The 13,248-nt window shown below is 47.0% G+C and carries 12 protein-coding genes and 1 pseudogene; all 13 read right to left on the bottom strand.

Annotated features, from left to right (window positions below):
* A pseudogene (locus tag AB6E54_RS00170) lies at positions 1–154 on the bottom strand (chemotaxis protein CheW); the annotation flags it as partial.
* The gene (locus tag AB6E54_RS00165) at positions 141–923 is read right to left on the bottom strand and encodes a ParA family protein (protein WP_372106530.1); all 783 of its coding nucleotides are present in this window, start codon (positions 921–923) and stop codon (positions 141–143) included. The gene AB6E54_RS00165 and the pseudogene AB6E54_RS00170, both read right to left, overlap by 14 nt.
* 10 nt (positions 924–933) lie before the next feature.
* A complete protein-coding gene (locus tag AB6E54_RS00160; protein ID WP_372106528.1) occupies positions 934–2,058 on the bottom strand; it encodes a chemotaxis response regulator protein-glutamate methylesterase in 1,125 nt (374 codons plus the stop codon).
* 13 nt (positions 2,059–2,071) lie between these two features.
* On the bottom strand, positions 2,072–4,264 hold the full coding sequence (locus tag AB6E54_RS00155) for a chemotaxis protein CheA (protein ID WP_372106527.1): 2,193 nt from the start codon (positions 4,262–4,264) through the stop codon (positions 2,072–2,074).
* 9 nt (positions 4,265–4,273) lie between these two features.
* Complete coding sequence (locus AB6E54_RS00150) at positions 4,274–5,005, bottom strand: protein phosphatase CheZ (RefSeq protein ID WP_017064113.1); 732 nt, start codon at positions 5,003–5,005, stop codon at positions 4,274–4,276.
* 105 nt (positions 5,006–5,110) lie between these two features.
* Positions 5,111–5,479, bottom strand: a complete 369-nt coding sequence (gene cheY, locus AB6E54_RS00145) for a chemotaxis response regulator CheY (RefSeq protein WP_016767062.1) — start codon at positions 5,477–5,479, stop codon at positions 5,111–5,113.
* 42 nt (positions 5,480–5,521) lie between these two features.
* Complete coding sequence (locus AB6E54_RS00140) at positions 5,522–6,256, bottom strand: RNA polymerase sigma factor FliA (protein ID WP_017060667.1); 735 nt, start codon at positions 6,254–6,256, stop codon at positions 5,522–5,524.
* A complete protein-coding gene (locus AB6E54_RS00135) occupies positions 6,249–7,136 on the bottom strand; it encodes a MinD/ParA family protein (RefSeq protein WP_017060668.1) in 888 nt (295 codons plus the stop codon). The genes AB6E54_RS00140 and AB6E54_RS00135 overlap by 8 nt, the downstream gene beginning before the upstream one ends.
* A gap of 13 nt (positions 7,137–7,149) precedes the next feature.
* Entirely contained in the window at positions 7,150–8,712 is a 1,563-nt protein-coding gene (gene flhF, locus AB6E54_RS00130) for a flagellar biosynthesis protein FlhF (RefSeq protein ID WP_029235190.1), read from the bottom strand.
* Between the two features lie 27 nt (positions 8,713–8,739).
* Positions 8,740–10,839, bottom strand: a complete 2,100-nt coding sequence (gene flhA, locus AB6E54_RS00125; protein WP_017064115.1) for a flagellar biosynthesis protein FlhA — start codon at positions 10,837–10,839, stop codon at positions 8,740–8,742.
* A gap of 210 nt (positions 10,840–11,049) precedes the next feature.
* Positions 11,050–12,180 carry a flagellar biosynthesis protein FlhB gene (flhB, locus tag AB6E54_RS00120; RefSeq protein WP_017060671.1) on the bottom strand — a complete coding sequence of 377 codons (1,131 nt, stop codon included), beginning with the start codon at positions 12,178–12,180 and terminating at the stop codon, positions 11,050–11,052.
* Positions 12,181–12,189: 9 nt separating this feature from the next.
* On the bottom strand, positions 12,190–12,972 hold the full coding sequence (gene fliR, locus AB6E54_RS00115; RefSeq protein WP_017060672.1) for a flagellar biosynthetic protein FliR: 783 nt from the start codon (positions 12,970–12,972) through the stop codon (positions 12,190–12,192).
* 6 nt (positions 12,973–12,978) lie between these two features.
* On the bottom strand, positions 12,979–13,248 hold the full coding sequence (fliQ, locus tag AB6E54_RS00110) for a flagellar biosynthesis protein FliQ (protein ID WP_029235191.1): 270 nt from the start codon (positions 13,246–13,248) through the stop codon (positions 12,979–12,981).

Below are 13,248 nucleotides of genomic sequence, written 5' to 3'. Positions count from 1 at the left end.
GCTCTTCAGATTGTGATTCGTCGCTCGACTCGTCAACAAAAAAATCGTCAGATTCAAAGCTTTCATCACCTAACAGCGCAGTAAAATAATCATCCAGTGCTTGTTCACTGGAGAGACTTGGCTGCGCCAATGTTGATTCTTTATTCGCGCTCATTTATCGCCAACCTTTCGAGATAAATAAGCAACTGTTTATAAGCAAATACACCACGGCTACCCGATGCAAAATGAGAGGCTGGCAAGCGCTTTAGGCTCGCATCTCGAAACTTGGTATCAATCGGCACAGCAGACGTCCAAACTTGGTTTGGGTAATCATCTTTGAGCTGCGTTAATGTTTGCAGTGAGGCTTTGGTTCGCTTGTCGTACATCGTTGGGACAATCGTAACCTTAAACGGTGTTTTGCGAGACTTCTGCATGATGGTCAAAGTGCGAATCATGCGCTCTAAGCCCTTCATCGCCAAAAACTCAGTCTGTACCGGAATCAATATACGATCGCTAGCAGCCAATGCATTGACCATCATCACACCCAGAATTGGCGGGCAATCGATCAATACATAGTCATAGTCGTCTTTCAAAGCGGCTAAAGCACGCTTCAAGATCAACCCCATGCCGCTTCGATTTCCCATTACACGGTCTAATGTCGCCAAAGACATGTGCGCAGGGATAATATCGATACCTTCGACTTCTGTTTGTAAAAGCAAAGGTCTTACCGTCTGCACGTTAAACTCACGCAACTGGAACAGATCAAACAGGCTCGATTCCACCGTATCTGAATCGTAACCCAGATAGGTGGTCAGTGATGCATGTGGGTCAGTATCAACCAACAGAACACTGTGCCCCTTCAACGCAAGTAAACCTGCTAGAGTCACGGTCGTGGTCGTTTTACCAACACCACCTTTTTGGTTTGCAACACTCCAAACAATCATTTCGATTTACCTAAGCTAACCCAACTTCGACCAAGATCCTTTCCGCGATACGGTCTAGAGGGAGGTCTTCAGTAGAAATGCCAGCTTTTGCTACAGCTTGAGGCATACCATATACAACACAGCTATCTTCGTCTTGTGCCCAAATTGTCGAGCCCGCAGTTTTCAACATACGCGAACCTTCTCGACCATCTGCGCCCATACCAGTCAGGATCATAGACAACACTTTGTCGCCGTAGATCTTCGCTGCAGAGCCGAATGTGACATCCACACAAGGCTTGTAGTTCATGCGGTCGCCGCCATCGATAATTCTTAGACGTGCAGACCCTGCGCGGCCATCCACCATCATCTGTTTACCACCCGGAGCAAGATACGCCACGCCAGGTTTTAACACATCACCGTCTTGCGCTTCGCGAACTTCAATCTTACACAAGGTGTTCAATCGGCTCGCAAAAGCAGCAGTGAATGTTGCTGGCATATGCTGAACTAACACAATTGGGTGTGGATAGTTAGCAGGGATGCGAGTCAAAACCTTCTGTAGAGCAACAGGGCCGCCAGTCGACGTACCAATTGCTGTTAATTGATACTTCTTACCTGACGCTCTGAATTTCGCCGTTGATGCAACCGCAGGCTTCGCTGTCGAAGTCGAAGCTGCTGTTGAAATCGGTTGGCGCAATGGCGTAGATGTTGCAGTCGTCGCAGTCGCTCTCGGCGCAATAGGAGCACGGCGCATAAACGCACGCTTCGCTGCAATCTGAATCACACGCTGTTGAAGCAATGCAACTGCATCGTCGCGGTTACGTGCAATGTCTTCAAACTTCTTAGGAAGGAAGTCGAGAGCACCTGCATCTAACGCATCTAACGTTGCTCTCGCTCCATCATGCGTTAACGATGAAAACATCAAAATAGGCGTTGGAGACGCGGCCATGATTTCACGAACGGCAGTGATACCGTCCATGACAGGCATTTCAATATCCATCGTGATTACGTCAGGTCTTAGCTGTTTCGCTTTTTCAACGGCTTCTTTACCGTTTACTGCTACATCAATGACTTCTAGGCGAGCCTCTGAGTTGATGATCTCGCTAACGCGACGACGAAAGAAACTCGAATCATCAACGACTAATACTTTAATCGCCATATTTATCCTTAAATTAAATTCTTGACGCAGCTGCGTACTGCTTCAACAAGTCCGGCACATCAAGAATCAATGCAATGTGTCCGTCACTTGTAATTGTCGCGCCTGCCATTCCTGGCGTGCCTTGCAGAAGCTTATCAAGCGGCTTGATCACGACTTCTTCTTGACCGATAAGCGTATCGACAACAAAACCAACACGTTGGCTACCAAGTTGTACGATAACAACATGGCCGTGCCCTTTACGCAGCTCAACAATACCCGCTTTAGGAGCAAGCCAGTTTTGCAAGTAGAACAACGGAATAGACTTATCGCGAACGATAATCGTCAGCTGGCCATCAACCACGTTTGTGCGGCTTAAATCTAGGTGGAAGATCTCGTTTACAGAAGCCAATGGCAATGCAAATGGATGACCGGCAACACCGACCATCAAGGTTGGTAGAATCGCTAGGGTTAGTGGAACCTTGATGGTGATCTTGGTGCCCTGTCCCATTTCTGAATCAATATCAATAGAGCCGTTCAGTGTGTTGATCGCTGTTTTCACAACGTCCATGCCCACACCACGACCAGAGATATCCGAGATCTGCTCTTTGCTTGAGAAGCCAGGAGCAAAAATCAGGTTGAAACACTCTTTATTTGATAAGCGAGACGCTGCATCTTCATCCATCAGGCCACGTTTAACCGCGATAGCACGAAGCTTATCAGGGTCCATACCGCCACCGTCATCAACGATAGCCAGTTCAATGTGGTCACCTTCTTGAGAGGCAGACAGAATCACTTTACCCGTTTGTGATTTACCCGCAGCAACACGGTCGTTTGGCATTTCGATACCATGGTCGACAGAGTTTCTCACCAAGTGAATCAGGGGATCAGCAAGTGCTTCGACTAAGTTTTTATCAAGGTCCGTCTCTTCGCCACGCATTTCAAGAACGATGTCTTTCTTCAAGCTACGAGCAAGGTCACGGACAACTCGTGGGAAGCGACCAAATACTTTCTTGATCGGTTGCATACGAGTCTTCATTACCGCACCTTGTAGGTCTGCAGTAACAACATCTAAGTTAGAGACAGCTTTCGACATTTCTTCGTCGTTGCTGTTAAGGCCAAGGCTGACAAGTCGGTTACGCACCAATACCAGTTCACCCACCATGTTCATGATGGTGTCCAGTGTTGATGTATCAACGCGAACTGTCGCTTCAGCTTGCTGCTTCTTAGCCGGCGCTTTAACTTCAGCTTTTGCTGGAGCGCTCGGTTTTGGCTCAGCTTTAACGGCAACTGGCGCGGCAGGTTTAGGCGCAGCTTGAGGTGCTACTGCCTTAACTTCTGCAGGCTTAGTCGCTGCATCCAATTCTTCAATCGAAGGTCCATTACCTGAGCCATGTAGTTGGTCAAGTAACTTCTCGAACTCTTCGTCAGTCATCAGATCATCGCCTTCAGACATCGCTGAAACAGGTGCTGCTGGCGGCGTTGGCGGTGGAGGAGGCGTTGAACTTGCCGCTGTCGGGCTCTTACCCGCACCGTGCAGTTCATCTAATAACTTTTCAAATTCGTCATCAGTAATATCACCACTGTCAGCAACAGACTGAGGTGCAGCGGGTGCTGGCGGCGGTGTTGGTGCAGAAGGCGCTGTTGGTGAACCACCTTTACCGTGAAGCTCATCAAGCAAGCGTTCAAACTCATCTTCAGAGATATCATCGACTGAAGATGCATTGATGTTTGAGCTTTCAGCAGTAGGTTCCGGAGCAATAACAGGCTCAGGCGCTGCAACAACAGGTTCAGGGATAATAGGTGCAGGCGCTTCTACTGGTGCCACTTCATCCGCAGACTCTGGTTTACAGAGACGGTGAAGTTCATCCAATAAAGATTGGTCGGCTGGCACTAAAGGTTCCTGATCTTGCACGGCGCGAAACTGTACATTGACTGTATCTAGCGCCTGCAGCATGGTATCCATCAAACCTGATGTTACGCTGCGTTGGCCGTTTCGCAGAATGTCGAACACATTCTCAGCACCATGACAAGTATCCACCAGCTCAGTTAATGCTAGGAAACCAGCACCACCTTTTACTGTATGGAAACCACGGAAAATAGCATTTAATAGGTCTTTGTCGTCAGGGTTATTCTCAAGCTCTACCAGTTGTTCTGATAGGAGTTCAAGGATCTCTCCTGCTTCGACTAAAAAGTCCTGAAGAATATCTTCGTCTAAATCGTAGCTCATACGTTACCTTTAAAATCCAAGACTGGATAACAAATCGTCGACTTCATCTTGAGATGCGACAGCGTCTTCGCGCTCTTCTGGGTTCATAATTGGACCTTCAGGCGCAATCGATGCTTTCTTCTCTGACTCTGGAGTTGGCTCTTTTTGATTCGCACCGAATACCGTGAGAATCTCGACCAAACGTCCTTCCACCTCATTCACCAAGGTAATAACTTTGCTGATTATCTGCCCAGTTAAATCTTGGAAATCCTGAGCCATCAAGATTTCAGTCAATTGTCCGCGTAGTTCAGTACTGTCGCCTTCTACTTGGACAAGCAATCCATCAATGCGGTGACATAAAGCTTTAAATTGTGCCAGCTCAATGCGGCCATGCATCAGTTCATTCCATTGAGGCCTTACTTGAAGTAAACACTCGTGTAGGTTGTCTGCGATTGGCATACAGCGATCGACAGCGTCCATCGTCTTATTTGCCGCAACTTCCGTTTTATCAATGACATACTGAAGGCGATCCCTTGCATCAGGGATTTCGTCATTTGCGATAACGCTGATGCGTTCATCGAAATTGAATTGAGTCAAAGAGTCGTGGAGGTCGCGTGTCAGACTTCCTATTTCTTGAAGCATTGGATTGTCTTGAAGACTAAAGTTATCTTCATAAATGCTTCTCACAAGAGAATCAGCATTTTGCTGCTCATCGTTCTCAAGCAGCTCTACTAATTTTTTTGCTTGTTCTAATGAAATCATCCTGAATTCGGCCTTACTCCGCATACTTTGTGCGCTTAGGCTATCGAGATAAACAGATAACTTATCAGTCAGTGTTTACCTAGAAGTGCCTAAATTTATTGATGCTTATAAGCGATCAAAAATCTTATCAAGTTTCTCTTTCAGCGTTGCAGCAGTGAAAGGCTTCACAATGTAACCATTAACACCCGCTTGCGCAGCTTCGATGATCTGCTCACGCTTCGCTTCAGCTGTGATCATAAGCACTGGAAGGTGCTTAAGTTCTGCGTCTGCGCGAATGTGTTTAAGCAGGTCAATCCCTTGCATGCCTGGCATGTTCCAGTCAGTTACCACGAAATCAAATTCGCCTTTTTTCAGCATAGGTAACGCGGTCAAGCCATCATCTGCTTCTTGAGTGTTGTTGAAACCTAAATCGCGAAGTAGGTTTTTAACAATTCGGCGCATCGTTGAAAAATCATCAACAATGAGAATTTTCATGTTTTTGTTCAAATTAGCCTCCACTGAATAGGATCAGTGTTGTTAGTCGTTCTGTGTCCAAGCACTTAACTTAGTGCGTAAACGCTGCATAGATTGGCTCAGTATTTGGCTGACACGAGATTCGCTGACACCTAACACTTCCCCAATCTCTTTTAAATTGAGTTCTTCGTCGTAATAAAGCGAAAGCACAAGGCCTTCCCTTTCCGGAAGTTGTTTTATCGAATCGATCAAAGCTTGGCGGAATGACTCATCAGCAACCCCTTGAAAAGGCGTATTATCTTGAGAGTCTTCATTCGGAGATATTACATCATCTGAGACGCCTAAATCTTCAATTCCAACCAGCCTTGAGCAATTAATGTCAGTTAAAGCACTGTGATACTGCTCTAAACTGAGCCCCATGTGTTTTGCCACTTCGGCATCACTCGGGTCGCGGTTGAGGATACCCTCTAATTCCGCAATTGCACTGCTGATTTCTCGATTGTTCTTATGAACCGATCTCGGCACCCAGTCCCCACGGCGAATGTCATCCAACATTGCCCCGCGAATCCGAATACCAGCATACGTCTCAAAGCTTGCGCCTTTGGTACCATCATAGTTTTGTTGCGCTTCAATCAAGCCGATCATGCCAGCTTGAATTAAGTCATCAACCAATACATTAGGCGGTAATCGCCCCAACAAGTGATGAGCGATACGTTTAACCAACACAGAGTACTTCTCAAAAAAAGCCTGTTGGCTATTGTGATTAGCGTGTTGGTCGTAAGTAAGCGCTTTATTCACCAAATGGTTCCTCTATAAATTCAGTACGATTCAGCAGCCTTTCAACAAAGAACTCCAAGTGTCCGCTCGGTGTTTTTGGTATTGGCCAGGTCAAGGCTTTGTTAGCCAAAGAGCTGATTGCCAATGCAGCTGGAGAGCGAGGAAACGCATCGACTACGATTTTCTGTCTCTTGACTGATTGACGTACTTTATCATCTAAAGGAATACATGCTACGAGTTCGAGGCTCACATTCAAGAAGCGCTCTGTGACCAAAGTCAACTTTGCAAATAATTCTCGGCCTTCGCGGTAGCTTCTGACCATATTTGCAACAACTTTGAATCGCTGAACTTGGTGTTCTCTGCTTAAAAGCTTAATCAAAGCATATGCATCCGTGATCGATGTAGGTTCATCACATACCACGACAACCACGTCTTGCGCCGCTCTTGAGAAGCTGATCACCATGTCCGAAATACCGGCTGCGGTATCAACCAACAAGATATCCATCTCGTCTTCAAGCGAACCGAATGCGCGAATCAAACCAGCATGCTGTGCGTGTGAAAGTTCAGTCATGCTTTGAGTGCCCGATGTCGCTGGAATAATTTTAATTCCGTGCGGCCCTTCGACAATCGCATCCTTAAGTTCACATTCGCCAGCCAACACATGCCCAAGGTTTCGTTTAGAACGAATACCTAGCATGATATCGACGTTCGCTAGTCCTAAATCGGCATCTAGCACCATGACTTTTTTGCCTTGGCGCGCCATGCAAATAGCCATACCTAACGTCACATTAGATTTACCAACGCCTCCCTTACCACCGGTTACAGCGATAACTTTTGTGAGTGAAGGCTTGGTTAAGCGACGGAGGCCGCTAGCTTGGTCATGTATCATATTTTCATTCATATTTATCCGCCGCCTAGAGCCCTTCAGAATCGCTATTCCAGTAATGAGGTTCATTCTCTGTAGATTTTTCTAATAGCTCATTAGCCTTAGCAATCATGTACTTTGGCTGAGCTATAACGATATCTTCAGGAACTCGTTGACCATTTGCTATGTAAGCAACTGGTAATGCATTTTGTATTACGACACTGATGAATTCACCTAGACTTAGGGATTCATCCAGCTTAGTCATGATGCATCCCGACAACGGGATTCTTCTAAAGTGTTCAATTGTTTCTTGCAGCACTTTGCGTTGCGCGGTTGCAGGCAACACAAGGTAGCTATTGATAACGGAACCACTCTCTTGCATCAATGTGTCTAACTGCTCAGATAGGCGAACATCTCGTTGTCCCATGCCTGCAGTATCGACCAGAATCAGGCGACGATTACGTAACTGATATATTACATCGGCCAGTTCGCTAGAATCTTTAGCAACTCTTACAGGACAACCCATAATTCGGCCGTAGATCGATAACTGCTCATGTGCACCTATACGATATGTGTCAGTTGTCACTAGTGCGACGTTATCAGCGCCATATTCCATGGCAGCACGTGCAGCTAGCTTTGCAACAGTCGTTGTTTTACCCACGCCGGTTGGGCCAAGTAGAGCCACAATACCGCCGCGTTTTAAAATATCTTTTTGTGTAACGGAGATTTGGTCAGCAACCAGAGCTAACAGAGCCTTCCATGCACGTGCAGGTTTAGTATCTTCAGGAATGTAGCAAGCCATTTGATCGGCAAGCTCTGCAGATACACCCATACGTTCAAGGCGCTTAATAAGCATGGCTCTCAGTGGTTCACGGCGCTCAACTTCTTGCCACATCAACCCAGAAACTTGATGCTCTAACAGACGACGAATTGAGGTCATCTCTTCGCGCATCGTTTCCATTTCAGTATCAGAACCTTTGGACTGAGTGTTCTCTCGACCACGATCATAACGGGTAGGATCCAAGCGAGGTGTCGGGCGCTCTACTCTGCGGTCTTCAGCAATCAACTTAGACAAACCCGTTTCACGAGCAAATGCAGAATCAAGATTTCCGTGAGACTGTTGGTTACCGTGAGATTGCTGATGGCCATGAGACTGCAAATTGCTTTGAGTCTGATGACTATGAGGCTTATGGCCCGTGCTTGATTGGCGATTGAGCAATGCTGACAATGAATCTTCATTTTCTGCACGATGCTGTGGCTCATCATCGGCGCCATGACTGTATTGCTTAAGCATATTCGCAAAGCGCTTAGTCATTGAGCGTCCACCTTCAACATTCGACTGTAGGCTAACCTTGTCATCGTCTAGTTGACGTCGCCCAGCAGGAGCTGCGGGCGCGGCCATTTGCGTATATTGGCTTTGTGCAGGCTGCTGAGGTTTATTTAATCTCTGGCTCGCTGTCGACGGGCTGGATTCGCCATCAATAGCGGCAACAATTTCCACGCCACCTGCGACCTTTTTGTTAGACATGATCACCGCTTCTGAACCAAGTTCTTCTTTAACTTGGAGCAGAGCCGTTCGCATATCTTTTGCAAAAAATCGTTTAATTTTCAATTCGATTGTCCGTTCTAATTAGGCGGCTTAATTACCAACAGCTTGTACTATACGTATCTGCTTTTCGTCCGGTATTTCTTGGTAAGACAAGACTCGCAAGCTTGGGATCGTGTTCTTCACGAACTTAGCCAGAGTCGAACGCAACACGCCAGAGGTCAATAGTACCGCGGGCTCACCTTTCAGCTCTTGCTCTTGTGTAGCGTGGCTGAGAGAGGTCTGTAAACGTTCGGCTAAACCAGGTTCAATACCAGCAGATTCTCCGCCGGATGCCTGCATGGTTTGATGCAAGATTTGTTCCAGCTCAGGAATCAAGGTTATCACTGGTAACTCGGGCTCTATACCATTGATTTCCTGAACAATTAATCGTTTCAATGAGATGCGAACCGCCGCAGTAAGTATGTCAGGTTCTTGACTCTTACCTGAATACTCCGACAAAGTTTGGACTATGGTTCGAATGTCACGAATTGGAATCGCTTCATTCAGCAGGTTCTGTAGCACTTTCACAACCACACCCAACTGCAATTGATCCGGTACAAAACCTTCCACCAGCTTAGGTGTTGAGCGGCTGAGCATCTCAAGTAAGTTCTGAACTTCTTCGTGGCCAATGAGCTGCGATGCGTTGTTGGTTAGCAGCTGGCTAAGGTGTGTCGCCAGTACTGTAGAAGAATCTACAACCGTATAACCTAGAGCTTGTGCGTGTTCACGCTGCTCTTCACGAATCCAAACCGCTTCAAGGCCAAAGGCAGGGTCAATCGTCGGCTCGCCATCGATCATGCCATAGACTTGGCCCGGGTTAATCGCGAGCTCCATGTCTGGCTTAATCTCAGCTTCACCCACAGCAACACCCATCAGGGTAATACGGTAGCTGTTTGGTGTCAGTTCTAGGTTATCGCGAATGTGTACCGCTGGGATCAAGAAACCAAAGTCTTGAGACAGCTTTTTACGCACACCTTTAACGCGTTCAAGCAATTCACCACCTTGGTCTCTATCAACCAAAGGAATTAAACGGTAACCCACTTCTAAACCAATAATATCGACAGGTTGAACATCATCCCAAGAGAGCTCCTTCTGAGAGCCTACTTCTCCATTCGCTTCAACTGTCGCCGGAAGGTTAGGCTCTTCCGCCTTCTTCTTGTTCTTTTTATCGATGTAATACGCCCCCGCGCCTGCAACGATGGCAAGGCTCAAGAACGAGAAATGTGGCATACCCGGAACAATACCCATGATGCCAAGGATGGCGGCGGTGATCATCAAGGCTTTTGGATTGTCGAACATCTGGAAGACAAGTTGCTCACCCATATCTTCATCAGTATTTTGGCGCGTTACCATCATCGCAGCTGCAATAGACAGTAATAGAGATGGAATTTGTGCAACCAGACCATCACCGATAGTCAGTAGCGTGTAGATTTCGATTGCTTCACCAAAACCAAGATCAAACTGAGCCATACCAATGCTCAAGCCACCAATGATGTTGATGAATAAGATTAAGATACCAGCGATCGCATCGCCTTTAACAAACTTAGAAGCACCGTCCATCGAACCGTAGAAGTCAGCTTCTTTGGTGACTTCAAAACGTCTCAGACGCGCTTGGTCTTGGTCGATCAAACCTGCGTTCAAGTCGGCATCGATTGCCATCTGTTTACCCGGTAAGGCGTCTAACGTGAAACGCGCGCTTACTTCCGAGATACGACCCGCACCTTTGGTTACAACCATGAAGTTGATGATCATAAGAATCAAGAACACCACTAAACCAACCGCGTAGTTACCACCGATAACCACGTTACCGAAGGCTTCAATCACGTTACCTGCCGCGTCGCCACCTTCGTGACCATGGAGCAATACCACACGTGTCGAAGCAACGTTCAAGGCCAATCGAAGTAGAGTCGCAATCAGCAGGACGGTCGGGAATGCAGCGAAATCTAAAGGCCTGCGGGTATAAACCGATACCAATAGCACAACCATAGACAGTGCAATATTGAAGGTGAAGAACATATCCAACAAGAAAGCTGGAATGGGCAACACCACCATAGCAAGCGTTGCAAGTACCATAACAGGTGCACCAATCGCAGGCATGGCACGGTTAGGGATTTTAGGTAGCTTGTCCACAAAAGGCAGGGAGAATTTCATAAATCTAGACAGTTTCGCTATGTTGTAGCTCTCTGAACAAGTGGATTAGGTCTTAGTCAGGGCTGTTTGCTATGGGCTTATAATGTTCAGGCTACTACAGCAAACACTGTACCAACATCTCACGTCAAATTATCGCCATCACCTCTATAAAAGGAAGATTAGCTAGCTCGCTATTATCAGGGTTCATCACGCAGAGCTCAAGCAATTGATCTAATGACGTAAATCAGGTGGGATCGGCATATTAGAATCTTGCAGCTTTGGTCGCTCACCACCTCGTTTTCGGTACTGTTTAAGCTGGAAAACATATGCAAGCACTTGTGCAACTGCTGTAAACAGACCGTCAGGAATTTGTTGTTCTAGCTCAGTGGTATGATAAAGCGCCCTCGCCAATGGCGGCGCTGGAACGATATAGATGTCGTTTGCACGCGCAATCTCTCGGATCTTCATCGCCATGTGGTCGACACCTTTAGCAACCACAATTGGTGCTTTGTCTTGATTCTGCTTATAGCGCAGCGCCACTGAAAAGTGTTCCGGGTTGGTCACAATCACATCCGCTTGAGGAACGTCTGCCATCATACGACGCTGAGCCGCCTCCCTTTGCAACATGCGAATTCGACCTTTCACCTCAGGCTTACCCTCGGTGTCTTTGAATTCGTCTTTCACCTCTTGCTTAGTCATCTTCAGCTGATCAGCGTGTTGCCAAATCTGGAATGGGATATCAATCGCCACAACAATCAACAAAGAACAACTGATCAACAGAATAAAGTTGAGCAAGATATCCAAGGCATGGAAGATGTTTTGTGGATAGACGTCCATGCTCAGCTGCATTAAATCATGCTGAGAGGCTTGAATCAGATAAATCGCCATCCCCGATACGAGCGCTACTTTAAGAATAGACTTGAGCAGTTCAACCCAGCTTTGCAGGCCAAACATACGCTTGATGCCACTGAGTGGGTTGAGCTTAGACGCCTTAGGCATTGCTGCTTGCATTGAGAAGTTAATCCCACCGACACCCGCAGCGCCGATGACGGCAGCAACAAACAAGGTTATCAGTATCAAAAACAGCGGGAACAGCAGGTTCACCAGTGCACCACCAGCGATTTCTAGGAGTTTGTTAGTGTCAAAAATTTCGTCGCGACTCAAAGAGAACAGACGTTGCATGGCCTCGAACAAAGCCTTCGCCATCGATTCGCCAAACCACATTAATGCAATTGCACCGACAATAAGTACCGACGCTGACGCTAGCTCTTTTGACCTTGCAACCTGCCCTTTCTCTTTGGCCTGTTGCAAGCGTTTGGGCGTGGCGTCTTCTGTGCGTTCTTGACCGTCTGACTCTGCCATTTCAGTCTCCTAGCAATCTAACCGGATTAGACGACATATCTGTTGTTCGCCCTGCATCCAAAATAGCTCATAGTGACTATATAAGCCGCCAAGGATGTACCAACAAAGTAACAGACCCACGAGTAGCGCAAATGCAAAACCCAAAGAAAAGATGTTTAATTGAGGTGCCGCACGCGTCATTACACCAAAAGAAAGGTTAATCGTTAGCAGCGCAATAATCCCCGACAATGACATCGCTAATGCCGTTTTGAACATGATGCCGAGCCACAACGCGAGCTCTCGAAAATCCACAGAGGTTAGAGAGCCACTGCCAATCGGCAAGGTCTTAAAACTAAACACCACCAGCTGCAGCATTTTCAAGTGACCATCGGTCGCCAAAAAAAACATGGTCGCTAGCAGCATGAACAGCTGACCAAGTACCGGCGTATTTTGCCCGTTAGCGGGGTCGACCATTGATGCAAAACCCAAGCTCGATTGCATACCGAGGATCTGACCCAGCATAACAAAGGTTTGAATCATGAACTGGGTAACAAAACCCATGGCCACGCCAATCACAATTTGCTCGAAGACAGTCAGGAAGCCTTGAAAGGACAGAAGTTCAATCTCTTTGGGAACGGCCGGAATCGCAGGCATCACCGCAAAAGTGATCGCCAAGCCTAAATACAGACGAATACGCGGCGACACGAAGCGTGCCCCTGTTACCGTCATCACCATCAGCATCGCTGAGATGCGAGTGTATGGCCAAAAATAATTGGCTAACCACTCAAGTACAAGGCTCGTTGGGTATTCCATATCGGTTTAATACAGAACTTGCGGCAAGCGTTCGATGAGCTCAAAAAAGAACTCCATCATCATCTGGGTCATCCAGTGTGCGAATAGCATCAACGCCAACAAAGTTACGATCAAACGCGGCAGGAAACTCAGGGTTTGTTCGTTGATTGAGGTCGCAGCTTGGAAAACAGCCACAACCAAACCGATCAGCAGGCTAGGAATAATGATGGCGCAAACCATGATTAATACCATCCAAAGGGCATCTCGGAACAACTCTACGAATATTTCAGGATTCAT

This window comes from Vibrio sp. 10N.247.311.49 (genome assembly GCF_041467655.1).
Taxonomy (GTDB): Bacteria; Pseudomonadota; Gammaproteobacteria; order Enterobacterales; family Vibrionaceae; genus Vibrio; species Vibrio crassostreae_C.
Note: the sequence above shows the minus strand (reverse complement) of the source record. Positions and strands in the feature narration are given on the sequence as shown.

Bases quoted from the DNA above. Each gene is read 5' to 3' on its own strand.
- AB6E54_RS00165 (WP_372106530.1), bottom strand. From the start codon at position 923: ATGATTGTTTGGAGTGTTGCAAACCAAAAAGGTGGTGTTGGTAAAACG.
- AB6E54_RS00160 (WP_372106528.1), bottom strand. From the start codon at position 2,058: ATGGCGATTAAAGTATTAGTCGTTGATGATTCGAGTTTCTTTCGTCGT.
- AB6E54_RS00155 (WP_372106527.1), bottom strand. From the start codon at position 4,264: ATGAGCTACGATTTAGACGAAGATATTCTTCAGGACTTTTTAGTCGAA.
- AB6E54_RS00150 (WP_017064113.1), bottom strand. From the start codon at position 5,005: ATGATTTCATTAGAACAAGCAAAAAAATTAGTAGAGCTGCTTGAGAAC.
- cheY (WP_016767062.1), bottom strand. From the start codon at position 5,479: ATGAAAATTCTCATTGTTGATGATTTTTCAACGATGCGCCGAATTGTT.
- AB6E54_RS00135 (WP_017060668.1), bottom strand. From the start codon at position 7,136: ATGAATGAAAATATGATACATGACCAAGCTAGCGGCCTCCGTCGCTTA.
- flhA (WP_017064115.1), bottom strand. From the start codon at position 10,839: ATGAAATTCTCCCTGCCTTTTGTGGACAAGCTACCTAAAATCCCTAAC.
- flhB (WP_017060671.1), bottom strand. From the start codon at position 12,180: ATGGCAGAGTCAGACGGTCAAGAACGCACAGAAGACGCCACGCCCAAA.
- fliR (WP_017060672.1), bottom strand. From the start codon at position 12,972: ATGGAATACCCAACGAGCCTTGTACTTGAGTGGTTAGCCAATTATTTT.
- fliQ (WP_029235191.1), bottom strand. From the start codon at position 13,248: ATGAATCCTGAAATATTCGTAGAGTTGTTCCGAGATGCCCTTTGGATG.